Source organism: Serratia sp. UGAL515B_01 (genome assembly GCF_033095805.1).
Lineage (GTDB): Bacteria > Pseudomonadota > Gammaproteobacteria > Enterobacterales > Enterobacteriaceae > Chania.
Genome location: NZ_CP109901.1, coordinates 1,542,328 through 1,557,825, shown reverse-complemented (window position 1 = coordinate 1,557,825; position 15,498 = coordinate 1,542,328). Strand labels below are relative to the sequence as shown.

8 protein-coding genes, 2 tRNA genes and 1 pseudogene are annotated in these 15,498 nt (G+C 47.5%); 1 reads left to right on the top strand and 10 read right to left on the bottom strand.

Annotated elements, in window-relative coordinates:
* Positions 1–8: 8 nt before the first annotated feature.
* Positions 9–5,849, top strand: coding sequence for a DEAD/DEAH box helicase (locus tag OK023_RS07175; RefSeq protein WP_317696328.1), 5,841 nt, complete (start codon positions 9–11; stop codon positions 5,847–5,849).
* A gap of 148 nt (positions 5,850–5,997) precedes the next feature.
* Here the strand turns inward: OK023_RS07175 and OK023_RS19160 are convergent, their stop codons facing one another.
* From OK023_RS19160 to OK023_RS07130, 10 genes and pseudogenes are all read right to left on the bottom strand, one after another.
* Positions 5,998–6,252 (bottom strand): SEC-C metal-binding domain-containing protein, encoded by a 255-nt coding sequence (locus tag OK023_RS19160; RefSeq protein ID WP_411569394.1) that lies wholly within the window; start codon positions 6,250–6,252, stop codon positions 5,998–6,000.
* Positions 6,253–6,482: 230 nt separating this feature from the next.
* A complete protein-coding gene (locus OK023_RS07170; RefSeq protein WP_317696326.1) occupies positions 6,483–7,745 on the bottom strand; it encodes a tyrosine-type recombinase/integrase in 1,263 nt (420 codons plus the stop codon).
* Between the two features lie 201 nt (positions 7,746–7,946).
* A tRNA-Leu gene (locus OK023_RS07165) sits at positions 7,947–8,033 on the bottom strand.
* Between the two features lie 10 nt (positions 8,034–8,043).
* Positions 8,044–8,117 (bottom strand) — tRNA-Cys (locus tag OK023_RS07160).
* A 453-nt stretch (positions 8,118–8,570) separates the two neighbouring features.
* Positions 8,571–9,946: pseudogene (locus OK023_RS07155) on the bottom strand (TolC family protein).
* Positions 9,947–10,106: 160 nt separating this feature from the next.
* Positions 10,107–12,008, bottom strand: a complete 1,902-nt coding sequence (locus OK023_RS07150) for an FUSC family protein (protein ID WP_317697557.1) — start codon at positions 12,006–12,008, stop codon at positions 10,107–10,109.
* Positions 11,992–13,041: a multidrug transporter subunit MdtN gene (gene mdtN / locus OK023_RS07145; protein WP_317697555.1), complete on the bottom strand. Its 1,050-nt coding sequence runs from the start codon at positions 13,039–13,041 to the stop codon at positions 11,992–11,994. Before mdtN ends, OK023_RS07150 begins: the two co-directional genes overlap by 17 nt.
* A 3-nt stretch (positions 13,042–13,044) precedes the next feature.
* A complete protein-coding gene (locus tag OK023_RS07140) occupies positions 13,045–13,377 on the bottom strand; it encodes a YtcA family lipoprotein (RefSeq protein ID WP_317696325.1) in 333 nt (110 codons plus the stop codon).
* A 365-nt stretch (positions 13,378–13,742) separates the two neighbouring features.
* On the bottom strand, positions 13,743–14,390 hold the full coding sequence (gene alkB / locus OK023_RS07135) for a DNA oxidative demethylase AlkB (protein WP_317696323.1): 648 nt from the start codon (positions 14,388–14,390) through the stop codon (positions 13,743–13,745).
* A 255-nt stretch (positions 14,391–14,645) separates the two neighbouring features.
* Positions 14,646–15,395 (bottom strand): 4'-phosphopantetheinyl transferase, encoded by a 750-nt coding sequence (locus tag OK023_RS07130; protein ID WP_317696320.1) that lies wholly within the window; start codon positions 15,393–15,395, stop codon positions 14,646–14,648.
* Positions 15,396–15,498 lie beyond the last annotated feature (103 nt).

The following is a 15,498-nucleotide window of genomic DNA, read 5'->3' as shown; positions in this document are numbered from 1 at the left end:
GGGAAATCATGCTAGATCCCATTGGTGGTTTTCGCCGCATTCAGGACTTCTTCGTTTCATATATAGAAACTAACTTCCGCATCGCCGATCCTTCTGTCGCGACAGCGAGACGCGAGTTGCTTAACAGTAGTGGGGAGTTTGCCGCAGAGCCTTATATTGAACCTGTCTTACGGTATGAATCTTCAAATAAAACCCTCGAAGATCTGGCTGATATGGATGGTGGACCGCTAAATAGCCTGTCTCCTGAAGGTCGAAAGGCGTTTGTTGAACTAGCGTTGTCCGGCCTGTTCGATTCCAAGCCCGGCGATGCGGCTTGGCCGCGTCAGTCAGTTCATGCGCCGTATAGCCACCAGACTCAAATGCTGGAGCGTGGCATTCGTCCCGGTTGCCCAGGCATTGTGACATCAGGAACAGGTTCGGGAAAAACGGAAAGCTTTATGTTGCCTATCCTGGCCGCATTATCGAATGAGGCCGTCCGTTGGGCCCGACCTGGCGGCGGCTATCTGCAAAACCGATGGTGGAATAGCTCAGAAACGAACTGGGTTTCTCGTCGCGAAGGCGAAGAACGCCCAGCTGCGGTCAGAGCACTGGTGCTTTATCCGATGAACGCTTTGGTTGAAGATCAAATGGCGCGTTTGCGTAAAACGCTGGATTCTGCTGACGCACGACAGGTTATGGAGGATCGTTTCGCCGGAAACAGGATCTTCTTCGGGCAATATACTAGCTCCACTCCGGTTACCGGCTACGCCAGCCATCCCCGTCTCTCCAAAACCAGTTCAGAAAAAAGCCGTACCGTTCGTAATCTTGAGAAATTACGTAAGGCGTTGAACAAAATTGATAGTGATCAACAAGCAGCACGCGCATTCGACGAAAAAGAAAATCCTTCGGAAAAGACCCGATATATATTCCCTTCCACTGACGGCGGAGAGATGGTTTCTCGCTGGGATATGCAGTCCGCCCCGCCTGATGTTCTCGTCACTAACGCCTCAATGCTGGGAGCAATGCTTTCGCGTGAAGTCGAAGACAAGATTTTTAGCGCTACACATGACTGGCTCATGAACAATGATGACGCATACTTCTATCTGGTATTCGACGAATTGCATTTAATGCGAGGTTCCGCTGGCACAGAAACCGCTATGCTGATTAAGTCCTTGATTATTCGGCTCGGTCTGGATGATCCGAAACACCGCTACAAATTGCGTTTACTGGCATCTTCAGCATCGCTGCCGATGGATGGTGCGGATGGAGAGCAATCCCGGAAATACCTGCGTGATCTCTTTGCGCCCTTCGGCACTTGCTGCCATGCACTGGATCCCGGCAGTGATAAGCCGGATTTCTGGCATAACTGCGTCATTCAAGGAAAACCCTTCATACCTTTGAAGCCGTCAGGGAAAATCCCCGTGCGGCCTTTTGCCGCATTAATGCGCGCCGCCCTTGCAGACCAGGGCAATGTCGTCCGCAATCTGGATATGACGGAAGCTCTAAATCAGGCGTTACTTGATGTCTTCCAAGCTCTTGGCGTAAAAGAGCAAAATATCAAACAGGGCATAAAACAGGCAGCGGAAATCGCTGCTGCGTTATTGACAAACGCCTGTATTGAAAATGACGGCGAAATGCCACGGGCGATGCCACCAGGACTTATCATCGATAAAGTCTTTTTGAAGGAGGAGCCAGGTAAACCGAGTGAGTCAGAACTGGCATTACGCGGATTAATGCTGACGCGCGCGCTGCCGGAGTCAGGGATAGATTGCGATAAGCCAACCAATGTTACACCAGCCTTTCGCGTGCATACTTTCGTTAGAAATATTGAAGGTTTCTTCGCCTCCGTATCATCGGGAGAGAGAAAGGCAAAATTCGCCGATTTTTGCCTTGAGCGAGGCTTGTCGCACGCGGCATCAACTCTAGACGGAAAACGCGGTCGCCGTCTGTTCGAAATGTTGTACTGCGAAGCGTGCGGCGAGTTACTGCTCGGTGGTCAGAAGGGACAAAATGAAGGCTCGACGGTAGAGCTATTGCCTTCAGCGACTAATCTGGAAAATCTTCCGGAACGCCCCAGCTCAGAATATTACGATGATATGACACTGGATGAGTTTGCGGTTTTCTGGCCTGTCGATATAGTTGATAAAAATCCAGCAGGCAGCGAAAAAGGTTGGGATGCATGGGAAAAGGCGACACTTAATCCTGTTACCGGAATTGTGACTGTCGGACAAGACTCATCGGCGGCGAATGCCGATTCGGTTCGCGGATATCTCTATTTTCAGAAATCGGCCCCGAGCAAAAAAGGCGAACCAGCAAAAAAACCTTCCGCACAACCTTTTTGTTGCCCTAATTGCGGTATCGATTATTCCAGTCGACCAGCCAGCAATCGTTCCAGAACACCCATTCGCGCATTTCGTACTGGTGTGACTAAGTCATCCCAGCTGGTGGCGACAGAGTTATTTGAATTGCTACATGCGATCGGCGCGGAAGCCAAGAGTATTGTTTTTTCCGATAGTCGACAGGATGCGGCATCGATGGCGCTGGAAATCGAACGATTGCATTTACGCGACCTGCGAAGGGAAATTTTGGTCGCAGCCGCCAGAGAGATGCTCCGAGAGGCTGAAAGCGAGTATATTTCTGAAGACAGTATTAATGAAAAAATGGATTTAGCCCTACAAGCCAAAGACATGGATACGTTTGGTAAATTATATGAACTCCAAAAAAACCAAGCTGATATTGCTGACTTATGTAAGTACAGGCGAGTAAAAATTGATAAATTGCTGGAACCAGAAGGCGATTCCATCGGAAAAATATCGTCCGATTTGGCAGGACTGGGAATATCACCTTATAAATATCGCCCATGCTCTGATGGGGATGACAGTGACGTCTGGCACGCTAATTTTACAAAAGACAAGAACATCGTTAAATATCATGAAAAACTTTCTTCATCTGACCGATTGGTACTCAAAAAAAAGATACTTGATACCCAGTCTGAATTAATTGATGATGTCATTTTCGCCAACACCTTCTTCGCGCTGGAAGAGACGGGATTAGCATATCCGTGCGTTTCAGATAGAGAGGATACGAGCGAGCTCGATGCCTGGCTAAGGGTATTCGCTGGCGTTTATCGCGTCAAAGAAAATAAATATTTTGGTCCCGAAAACTCTGTCGAATGGAAAACAGGGAAAGATGTTACCAAAGAAAAAGTAAAACGTATTGCTAAAGCTTTATTTGGCGAAAAAAATTATCTGGATAATTTAACACAAATCTTAAATCAATTCGCAACCCGAGGGCATTTAGCTGGTTTATTCAATATCGGTAAACTATTCCTCAAGGTAGCCAAACCGGGCGATCCTTATTGGCAATGCAGCAACTGTGAACGGATCCACTTACATTTAGGGTTTAAACGTTGTACCCGTTGCACGGAACTGCTTGATATCAAGCCCAGGGGTGTCGTTGAAACGCTATGGGAAGACAATTTTCTTGGCAAACGTATAGTGCGAGGCGAACGGGATGGCGTTAAACGCTTCCGGTTGAACGTCGAGGAGTTGACGGGACAGACAGATGATTTCTCCGATCGACTACGCAAATTCAAGGGGATCTTCGTCGATGAGATGAGCGAGCTTGAAAAACTTGATGCGGAAATCGATATGCTCGCCGTCACCACGACGATGGAGGTCGGTATTGATATAGGTTCGCTTCAGTCAGTTTATCAGGCCAACATGCCGCCCCAACGATTTAATTATCAGCAACGTGTCGGTCGTGCCGGACGGCGCGGCCAGGCATTTTCTTTTGTGATCACATTCTGTCGTGGACGTACTCACGATGCTTATTATTTTGCCCATCCTCATGCGATCACTGGCGATCCGCCCCCTCCGCCTTTCCTAGCGGTCGATCACGACGCTATTCCCAAAAGACTTTTGCGGAAAATCTGGCTTAAGAGCGCCTTTAACTATTTGCGCGAAGAATGTCACAAAAACAAAACGACTTTCCCTGGCGATAAGCTCATTCCGCCTGATGTTCATGGCGAATATGTTTCAACGCATGATTACTACCATGATGATAAAGCGAACTGGGCCAAGCTATTGTATCGCGCGCTAAAAGCAAATCAGGACATACGGGAACGCTTTATTAATGCAGCAACCTTTGATCCCGATCAGCGCCGACGCCTTTATTCCGAAATTAACGCCGAAAGAATAATTGAAGAAATTGGAAAACTAGGACCTTCTGCGCCTGATGACAACACGGGACTTGCTCGCTTTCTGGCCGAGCGAGGTCTGTTGCCGATGTATGGAATGCCAACTCGGGTACGTAACCTTTATCTGGGGCTGCGCAAAACAAAAGGGCTAAATGGTCAGACTGAATACGAATGGTCAACAATGGACCGCGATCTTGATCTTGCGGTTTTTGAGTATGCTCCTGGTTCGGTATTAATTAAGGATAAAAAAAAGCATCAGGTGATCGGTTTCACAGGTAATTACCGAGAACCTCAACTTCGCGACAATCGAGTTTCTGATCTCTCAACTGCATGTTCATGGGATGAATCGAGCCACTACATTGCAACTTGCCAGTCATGCGGCTCCGCAAAACTTGAACAAAATAAACCTGTTAAAATGATTAATTGCGAGGATTGCGATACACCTATAAGTTCAGATGAATTCGAGCTTTATATTACTCCTGCCGCTTTCCGTACGGATTTCGAGCCAAAAGATGACATGGACAGCTTCACTCGTATGTCGTTAAAAACTACGGCAACCGTATTGCATAAGGGTATCCCGGAAAATTGTGGTCCTTTTAAAGTACGGCGCGGCGGCGTTACTATTTTGCGTCTTAATGATGGGCCGATTAACGGAGAGAAGGAAAGCGAACGTTTTACTGTTGATTTAGCGACGGACCAAAAGGTGCCGATTCCATTAGCTACCTACTACTCGCCAATTAAAGGGAATCAAGCTATTGATTCAAACTGGGCCGGATTATGCAATAACTTTAGATGGCGGTGTACTGGCGAAAAGCAAAAGTTTGGGCTTGTATCAAGCAAAGAGACTGAGTCGCTCCACCTGGAATTAATGCATTTCGATGCTCGCCTTAATCTGAATATGATTGCCAGATACGGCGAATATATGAATTTGCCTACACGCGCAGCGGCTATCAGCGCAACACAGATATTGACGCATAAGGCCTCGCTCTATCTGGATGTTTCGCCAGATGAATTCGAAACGCTTGAGCCCCGACTCCATCATGAGAAACCTATATTGCAAATCGCAGATGCGTTGATCAACGGTTCAGGGTTATGCAGACGGCTTGCCGAGCCAGCCGTCGTTGGGACCCCACCTTTGATAGTCACATTATTACATGAGATTCTGGAGGATAAGCGCGCCTGGCCAATGGTTGATTTTCTTAAGAAGGATCATCCCGCTCAGTGTCAAACTGCCTGTTACAAGTGCATACAGCGCTACGGTAACCGCGGATATCACGGTTTACTTGACTGGCGTTTAGGAATGGCATATTTACGATCAATGGTTATGCCTGAATTTGCCTGCGGTTTGAACGATGATGACTGGAGTTATCCTGAAATGGTAGGGTGGCGAGACAGAGCATTTGAACTGGCGGAAGACGTCGCGGCTTTAAGGCCAGGAACAATCAAATTATCAAAAGAGTACTCATTACCGGTTCTTACCGAAATTCAGGATGGAAAAGAGCTCTGGCGGGCAGCCGTTACGCATCCTCTGTGGCAATGGAGAGAACCTGAGCGAAACGTTCTGATTGACACCCTGGGACTAGCTGATAGGAGATCTTCGCTGCGATTCATCGATACATTTGAGCTGGAAAGGCGGCCATTGCGCGCGCTTGCCAACCTTAAACGGAATTAAAGTGTCGCAATAATGCTGATAGTTACTGGCTGATGTTTTTTGCTGAATGCGCTTTCGTATCGAAAGCCGAAAGCGCATTTATGCAATGACACGACATCGCAAGGTTTTATGGTAGATACATACACAATTCAAATTACCAGATCGCAAATCAAGTAAAACTGCTCTTGATGTTCAACTTAGGGCTGGGAGCGATCAGTGAAACAAACAGCAACTGTTTGAATTTTTTACCACTACCACAAGGGCAGGGATCATTACGCCCAACTTTCGGCGTGGCTACATAGGGGGTTGATGAGAGCGACTGTATCTCGCCTATCGGTGATCTATGGCGCAACCAGTGAGTGTGTAGACGAAGGGCTGCTGGTGGTATTTTCTCAATACTCTGCTGAATGTCGTCGGATGACATTTTTTCAAGGAGTGTTTGACATAACACACTGATTATGTTGTGAAGACTATTAAATCAAAATGGACAGGCCAATCCGCGAACAGGCACTGAAGTCCAGTGGGTTTTTACCATTGTATCCCGTGTTTTCCATACAGCTCCATGCGAGTTATAAAAAAAGACATCTAGCCTTCTTTATGGCTAGGTGTCTTTTTCGTGTTGTTCCCAGGCTGATTGGCAATAACCAGACGGTATTATTTCAACGTATGTAGTTTCGCAAAATCAAACGGACTTACAGATTTCTCTCTGTTGACATCGAGATAATCCGCCCACCACTGCAGCATCAGTCTACGTTCGTCCAGATGTTCGGCTTTATGGATATACGCTGCACGAACGCCATTCCGTTCCTGGTGGCTCATCTGCCGTTCTACCGCATCCTTTGACCATAATCCCGACTCGATCAGAGAACTACAGGCCATAGTGCGGAAGCCATGGCCACAAACCTCAACCTTAGTGTCATAGCCCATCGTCTGCAGCGCTTTATTTACTGTCCCTTCACTCATTGGTTTTCGTGACGAATGATCACCAATGAAAACCAACTCACAGCGACCACTCACCTCCCGAATCTTTTGGAATATCTCCAGTGCCTGACGACTTAGTGGAACAAGATGTGGCGTATGCATTTTTGATCCTCGTTCAGAAAATTTCACGCCGGGGATAGGTTCTCGTTCAGCGGGTATCGTCCATAACGCACGTTTGAAATCGATTTCTGGCCAGCGGGCAAAACGAAGCTCGCTTGAGCGCACAAATAGAAGCAGTGTTAAGTTGATAGCCCACTGGGTAAATTGCCTTCCTTTATATCCATCAATCCGACCAAGAAGTTCATGGAGACGCTCAAGCGCCAAAGCAGGCCTGTGCTCCACTTTGCCAGGCATAATAGCCCCTGCCATATCCTGAGCAGGATTATAATCAATCAGACCATTCTGTACGGCATAAGTCATGATTGCGGTAACTCGCTGCTTTAAACGCTTGGCAACCTCTAGACGTCCTGAGCGCTCGACACTCTTAATCGGAGCCAAGAGATCACGAGTTTTCAGATCGGCGATATGTATATTTCCGATTGAGGGGAAAATATTATCAGCCAAATTTTTCAAGATACGTTCAGCATGTGAGTCTGACCATTTCTTATTATCCGCATGCCAAGCTCGAGCAACTAACTCGAACGTTTTCTCATCATCCAGCTGTTTGGCTTTTATTGCCCTCTTATTTTGTCGGGGGTCAATTCCGGCAGCAACCAGTTTTCTGGCTTCATCACGTTTCTGACGGGCATCAGAGAGAGAGACTTCAGGGTAGACTCCTAATGCCATTAAATGCTGCTTACCGCCAAAACGAAATCGCAATCGCCAGTACTTGGAACCATTGGGATGGACCAACAGAAACATGCCGTCACCATCGGTTAATGAATGCTCTTTGTCTGCCGGTTTTGCCGAACGCACTTTGATATCAGTCAGGGCCATTATCAATGTCCTCGCATGTGCTTGCGGTGAGTATACAAAGCATTATAGAACCAGCGTATATACTCAGATGTATACTTACAAGCAACTTGATGTGGGTTGAATTGCGTTGACTTACGTAGAGTAAAAGATGAGTGAAAAACGGGTAACCAGTGGATTTTAAACAAAAAAATAGACGTCTGTTGACGTCTATTGATTTCGTGATGGTGCCCGGGGCGGGACTTGAACCCGCACGGCCTTACAGCCGAGGGATTTTAAATCCCTTGTGTCTACCGATTTCACCACCCGGGCTAGATAAAATTGGAGGCGCGTTCCGGAGTCGAACCGGACTAGACGGATTTGCAATCCGCTACATAACCGCTTTGTTAACGCGCCTTAATTTTGTTTTACCTTTTGGGCTAAAGCTCGTATTTTACTAGCTTTATTAAATTTTTTAAGATAAAAGACTAATTAGTTCTTATCTCTTTGAAAACACTTATCTTTCCAACTCACCTGTGCTTTCGATGTGCGGGATTATGTACTAATTAAAAAAGGTTGGCAACTAAAAATTTTTTTATGTCCATAAAGTTGTGTTTATTTGCTCAATCCTTGACTACTCTGCATATTATCTATTCAATTCAGTCTATTGGGAATAGTCTTCAACTGTATATACTGACCATATCCAAGCTAATTCAAATTGCTGTTAAGCAGCGAACGAATCAATCTCCTGGTGAAAAACATAACTCAGCCTGTGCTTGTTGTGGCCACGAGACACAGCGATACTTAGGGGCGAATCGTCACCAACACCACTGCCACTTGAAGAACGCCGGGTATGTACAAGAAAAGTTTCTAAAACTTGTTCACAGGTTGACTTTGTGTAGGCAACGTTGAAGCGTTGGTCATTTGCCCCATAACAAAAGCTAAATTGGCAGCAGCGACTAAAGACGCAGCATGAGCCTCAGTGCTCATTTGTCTAGCATTCAATAAACCATTTGCCGCTTCATTTGCTACCGTGATAGTACCAACACCGTGACGATAAGATTCTAATGCAGCGTCATAAGCGATAAATGACGTTTTCACTAGATTCAATGCGGCGCGATTAGACTCTAACGCCGAACGTAAAGTATCTGCCGCGACCACGATTTCACGTACCGCCAACTCTTGTGTTTTCTTAAAACTTTCAGAGGCTACCTCAGCGCGAGACTCAGCCTCCTTAACACGTGCGGCTCTTATTCCACCATCATAGAGTGGGATACTGACGCCGACTAAAATGTTAGAAGATGAAGTCTGTTGGTTAATACCTGGCAACCCTTGAACATCGAAACGCCCATCACCACTCGCAACAGACCCGGCAAGATAGACTTTTGGCAAGAAATCAGCCTCAGCAGCTTTGATACCCGCATTGGCAGCTTTAGCCGCTGCGTAGCTTGCAAGTACATCAGGGCGTTGTGAAAGAGCGAGCCGAATCATTTTCTCTGTAGGTGAATTGGTCACATCCGGCAAAGTACGCCCATCATCATAATCCACCTTGATAACCAACAAAGGCGAAACGCCCATCGCACCAAGCAATGCCTGATAAGCATCGCGTTCACGGCCTTTATCGGCAACAAGACGCAGCTGAGACTGCGCAACCTGCTGTCGAGCCAGGGCAACCTCAACCACCGTGGCAATACCGTTCTTCTTGCGTTGTTCAGCCGCATCCTGGATTTTCAGGCTGTTTTGCAGTGTCTGTTGCGCAATCCGGGCCTGACTTTGAGCCGCACCATATAGGAAGTAAGTTCGCGTAACATCGTAGATTAACTTTTGATGTGTGCCATTAAAGGCCACATTAGCGGCAAAGGAAGCCTGTTTCGCCATCTCAAGCAACGCACTCCGCTGCCCAAAATCAAAGAGCAACCACTGTAATGCGATAGCTGGAACAACTGCGCTTCCGGTAGTATTGACGTCGTTTGTACTACCGACTGAGTAAGGTAATGATGCTCTGGTACTTTGGTAGCCACCAATGACACTTGCCGAAATTATCGGTAAAAATATTGCCTCCCTATTCCTACTGCCAGTGCGGCCTGTCGAGCCTGCTGCCAGGCAATTCTTGTATCAGGATTTTGCTTCTGCGCAATGTCAATCAACTCAGGCAACGAATAAGCATGTCCGTTGTTTATTTGCGGTGGTTGTGCAAGTTCAGCGGCTACGGAATTAGGTGGCACAGAAAAATCAACTTCTCCCACAACATTCGTAGCAGATGTCCAAGGTTCGGAATACGATGCGGGTGACAGATCCAATCGTTGAGTCGCGCAACCGACAATCAGCATGCATAAACCTATCGCTATGCAAGTGAAACATATTTTGGCTTTCTGGGCTGTCAGTGCAGCACGCTTCATCATATTTTCAAGTTCCTAGTAATGCCTCAAGCCGGTTTATACGCTGTTGAATCGTCAGATCATCCTGTTGCGGCAATCGCAGAGGAGATTCTCTGCTCTGTATTTGTTCCCCAGATAACATTATGCGGCTTCCCTTTTCCGAGAGGGTACGGAGCCTGTCAACATCAGAGACAGACTTGTCAATCGGTAGAAACAGAACGGGACACAATCTTTCCATTTCTTGCAAAATGGTTTCTAGACAAACGAACTCATCCGCTCTGGGCCTTAGTTTTTTTGGTTCAAAGGGAACAAGTGCCAATTCTTGCCTTGCAAAGGTGATCTCTTCCTTAATGGCTATCGCCTCCTTCAGCGCTGCCGAGCGGGAAAGAAATGACAGCGCCGCAAGGTTTGCCAATCCCCTCAGCGCATGACCGATACGCGAGCGCACAGACTGTACAATGGCGACCGGCCACAGGCGGGTAAAGATCAAATACACCACCAGATTACCCAGTAAAATACCGACCACCCGGTCAAATGCTACGTTCATATCAGTACTTGGCCCGAAGCCTTGTAATACAGTGAGTAGAAAGGCCAATCCCACCTGTACGCCAGCATAAGCAATGCGCTGATTGCCACACGATATCCATGCAGCCAGCAACACACCACAAAAAACCAGAGCCATCAGTTCACCAATATCATTGATAGACGGAATAATAAAAATGATCGCCAGCACGCCTATCAGCGCTCCAAACAAGCACCCTGCGATCCGTAACACCAGTTTATGTACTGTCTCACCGGTCGTTCCCTGTGCTGCAACATAACAGGTGATCAATGCAGTATGGATACCTTGCCAATCTAGTGCGGTATAGATCAGATAGCAGATTAAGGCAGCTATAGTCGTTTTTAACGCAAAACGTTGGTGAACGGGGTTGGTAAAAGCATCGGCAAAAAAGAAAGAGCTTTTAGGGTGCGCAAGATCCTGCTCAGGCTCTGGGCAAGCCAAAATAATCAACGCGCTTTTGATTTCTTCAGTAACATCATTTTCATACGCGAAGGCTAATTGAGGGGGACCAGCAAAGTGCCCTGCTGCAATCAACTGTGCAGCTTCCGTACAATAGGCAGCAAGTTCTAATCTCACGCTCTCTGACGTGCCAGGAGGCAAAACCGAGATCGCTAACAACAGCCGGTAGCTACTCTGTACAGCACTTTCAAGCCATGCAGCCTCTGCCGCCGGGCGCAAATGAAAAATACGCACAAAACGCGCCCGTTTCTGATGTTCACTTTGCCCTTCCTGCAGCAAGTCCGCAATCTTGTCTAAGCTGCTGGTATTGAGTTGCCGTAATGCCTCAGCGGCCACGAGTAACCTTTCGGAAAGAGTCACTCTCAGTAACCGCTGCGGCGCACGACCGAGGAAAAGATTAAACCCGATAATCAGTAACATCGGAGAAACGGCCAGTAACCACGCATATAGCAACCCTCGGGTGGCCACTTCCCCCAGCGGGACATCACTCAGTAACGTCATTACAAAAGCAATGACCAGTGCAACAATACTCCCAACCGGGCCAAGCTTGCTCGCTGAGCCTAAATAAAGAAATAGAAATGAGCTGATTACCAAAGTGGCTATTCGTAGCGGGGCGGCATCCAGAGTGAAATGGATAAGAAGAAATACCAGCCCAACAACCAACGTCACCAAGAACGTTACCGCAATCGCCATTACCATACTTTCCGCAGCATCAGGTTTCATGACGAAAAGAATCAGATAGCAACTAATCGCAGATTCAGGGATTCCATAAACCATAGCAACCAGTGTCATAAGCGCACAAAGTGTGGCAACACGCCAAGCCATGGCAAATCTGCCTGGGAAAAAAGCCAAATCAGATTTGGCCTGGCGGAACATACCGCCAAGCGTTCTATCAACAATCGTGGTCATTTCGTACGACAACTACGGCTGTCGCTCCCATCCGCATCAGGTCCTCCGGTGGATTATCCAGACTGATGCGTACAGGAAAGCGTTGGACGACACGTACCCAGTTCAGCGATTTAGGTACATAAGGCAGGCCACGCGGAATATTCAACAAATCCTCCGTCGTCACGCCCCAGCCCACTCCGGCGACCCTTCCCTGAATTGCGCGTTTAGGTGAAGCCATTACGTAAACGGTGGCACAATTGCCGACTTTTATATTGTCCAACTCTGTTTCACGGAAAAATGCTGAGGCGTGCCACTCTTCGGTATTAATCAGCGTAAAAATCGCCTGATCGGATATAACAAACTCCCCTGCAGAGACGTTAAGGCCAACAACCCTGCCATTATGCGGAGCACGGATTTGGGTATTTGCCAGCTCACGCTCCGCAATCGCCAAAGCCGCACGACGTGCGGCTAACAACGCTTCCGCTGCCGCAGTACTGCTGATCAACGCCTCTGCGGCGGAAGATTGCTTCAATGCCTGTTTTAAGCTGATTTCTGCATCATGTCTGGCCGTTACAGCATCATCAACCTGTTGTGCCGTCACATACCCTTTTGCTAACAAAGGCTGCAACCTTGACAATGTCTGAGTGGCTAACTTGAGATTGGCCTGTGCCCGCACAATCTGTTCATTGGTCACCGCTGCGTTAGATTGTTCTGCAAGTACTGTCCTATTTTGTGTATCCAGAGCCGCCTCTGCGATTTTTACCTCAGCCCGTGCCTGTTCCACGCGCAGACGATACAGATCGGGGTCAATGGTAAACAACAAATCCCCCTTTTGAACTTTGCTGTTTTCCTGCACGTTGAGTGAAATAATTCGCCCTGGGACCGAGCTGGTGATATGCACCACGCTGGAACCAATCACTGCATCTTCAGATAACGGATTCAGCGTTGTCTGCCGCACTGAAAACCACCCTGATATTGCCGCGGTGAGGATCACCAGCGCCGCAACAATCAATGCCAGTTTCCGTTTGTTCACATTGCCGAGTAATTTATTCATCATTCATCGCGCAAACACTAATAGAGAACAGACAAATGCCACAGCAAGTGCCAGACAGAGATAAACAAATAACCGCCAAGGTAGCGCCTCATCAATACCAATACGAATAAAAAAAACACGTGCAGCAGCAGCGGCAACGACGCCGATAAAAGCGCAAGCTAGCCAAGAAGGAAAGTATGAACCTAATAAAGAAAAAGAGGGGGCATCTACGCGTGTGCAGCCAACTAGGCTATTAACCAATGCCAGAATGACTATGCCCCGGCGTAGATCACTAACGCTAGCTAAGCACTTGATACGCCTACACTGCGGCTTCCTGCGGGAAGTCATCTCATTCATAGAACGGCCTCAATTAACACTGCGTAATCCGTTAGAAAATCAGTATATACTCAAGTTCTTTCAACTTGCAGGTAGGCAGCAACTAAACAACAAATTTACCGGAAGCAGATTTCAACGCCGCTTACGACGGCCCGGAGTGCAAGCCAATAAATGACCGAGTAACATAGTCAACACCGCTGCGCTGCGGCCGGGAATAACGATAATATACCTGAATTTTCTGATGTTGCTGGCATTTCCCATGATACTTCAAGATACAAGCGTGTAGACTGCATTACTCGTTCCCTATGTGTTTTGTTCTATGTGCTGTCTCCAGCAACATTGCCGCTTGGAGAATGCCAATCTTTGTCCATTGTCTGATTGTTTAACTAAAACGCCTTACGCAGCGTGATATTTATGCGGTGCGAACCCACCAATGAATGGTAACCTTCCTTCACCGGCAGAATACCGTGGAAACACAAACGGGATGGCCCTCCCCAAACAACAACGTCACCGTGCGCCAAGGGAATACGCCGCGTTTTATCACTGCGTTGTAAGCCACCAAACTGAAAGATTGCCGGTAAACCTAACGATACCGAAACAATGGGGGCGGTAAAATCCTGTTCATCTTTATCCTGATGCAGCGAGAGTCGACTGCCTGGTTCGTAACGATTTATCAAGCAGGCATCTGGGGTAAAGTGGCCAAAACCGGCCTGTTGAGCTGCGTCATCTGCCAACGCCATTAAAATGTCAGGTATGGCTGGCCAGCATTTGCCGCTACTAGGATCGCGCTGTGAATATCTGTAGCCGTTGTTGTCACTATTCCAAGCGTTGCCGCACCAGCTCATCGCCACCGACATGGTCAAACCGCCAGGTGTTGTCATGTGCCGCCAAGGTACTTGTGCCACTACGCTGTTAACCGCTGCCAATAAAGCAGGTGCGTGTGCGTAGACAAAACCATGCATGACCACTGCTCCAGGAGCGATATCTTCGCGCCAAGGTGGCTGCGGTTGGTCTTCAAACAGATCGATTGTCATTGGTTGGTACTTGTATAAATAAACAGTTTTAATTTTAACTACTGGACAGGAATTGTACAGCTCGACACTTTTCATTGTTATGAAATGAAAATTTCACTACATCCGCTCAAGTGATCCCAGACTTCAGTGCACACCTCAGCACACGCTCCTTAGATTGTCAGTCTGGATAACGGGTTTTGAGTCAGTAATGCCCCAAGGAGTTGATAGAAAAATATAAATCCTCTGTTGGAATCGAAACGAAGTGCTAATACGAACTTAACAACAAATAAATGTAGTGACATTGTCACTTTCAAGCCAAAAACTCCCACGAAAACAACGCCATAAATGGAAATGCGGCGTCAACGTTTTTTGCAACTCCAACTCAAAAGTACACTGCTGCATATTCAACGAAACTATCCGCGCGTCCAGAAAATCAAAATAGCAACGAACCTGCGGATACAGTGCTTTGAACAAACTCTCTTTGGCGGAGAAAACCAGCGTCAATAAGAGATTAAATGGCTGGTTCTGCTGCCGTAACCAAAGGCACTCAGCATCGCTAACAATGCCGCTCCACAACGCCTCTGCGCGCTTGGGTTGAATCTCTGTTTCCACGTCAATACCTACGCATGCGGCTCCTAAGTCAAACTGCGCAGCGCAAAGTGCCGTATCACGGTTGTGGCTGATCGCTCCTGCGATCCCGTTTGGCCATATTGGCGCACGGTCTTCACCACGTAATAGAATGAAATTCGGGTGTCCAAGCGATGCCAGGACTTGCCGTGCCAAAAAGCGGCCTGCCAGATACTCAGCACGTCGTTTTGCCACCGCTGATGCTAAGTGTTCGGGAAAATCCAACCCGGCCAAAGCAAAGAAATCGTCTTGATAATCTTCCGCAGAGAATTTGCATTGTGCAACCACGCCGGAAAAAGCAGATACAGGAATGAATTCAACTTGAGTAAGAAAGTGAGAGAGCACGTTTCGTCCGTTATTAAGAGGAAGATGACTCAGTATATATTGCCGTAAAAGCATGGTGTAGCGCCCCTACGGCACAGCCTATAAATAGCGCGTAATAATGCCACTGGTGGGAATGATGCCGGTTAAGCGAACCGGTCACGGCATGTCCGCGTTTCAT

What these genes read in the sequence shown, in the direction of transcription:
- OK023_RS07175 (WP_317696328.1), top strand. Translation starts at nt 9, where the DNA reads ATGCTAGATCCCATTGGTGGTTTTCGCCGCATTCAGGACTTCTTCGTT.
- OK023_RS19160 (WP_411569394.1), bottom strand. Translation starts at nt 6,252, where the DNA reads ATGTCATCCGACGACATTCAGCAGAGTATTGAGAAAATACCACCAGCA.
- OK023_RS07170 (WP_317696326.1), bottom strand. Translation starts at nt 7,745, where the DNA reads ATGGCCCTGACTGATATCAAAGTGCGTTCGGCAAAACCGGCAGACAAA.
- OK023_RS07150 (WP_317697557.1), bottom strand. Translation starts at nt 12,008, where the DNA reads ATGACCACGATTGTTGATAGAACGCTTGGCGGTATGTTCCGCCAGGCC.
- mdtN (WP_317697555.1), bottom strand. Translation starts at nt 13,041, where the DNA reads ATGAATAAATTACTCGGCAATGTGAACAAACGGAAACTGGCATTGATT.
- OK023_RS07140 (WP_317696325.1), bottom strand. Translation starts at nt 13,377, where the DNA reads ATGAATGAGATGACTTCCCGCAGGAAGCCGCAGTGTAGGCGTATCAAG.
- alkB (WP_317696323.1), bottom strand. Translation starts at nt 14,390, where the DNA reads ATGACAATCGATCTGTTTGAAGACCAACCGCAGCCACCTTGGCGCGAA.
- OK023_RS07130 (WP_317696320.1), bottom strand. Translation starts at nt 15,395, where the DNA reads ATGCTTTTACGGCAATATATACTGAGTCATCTTCCTCTTAATAACGGA.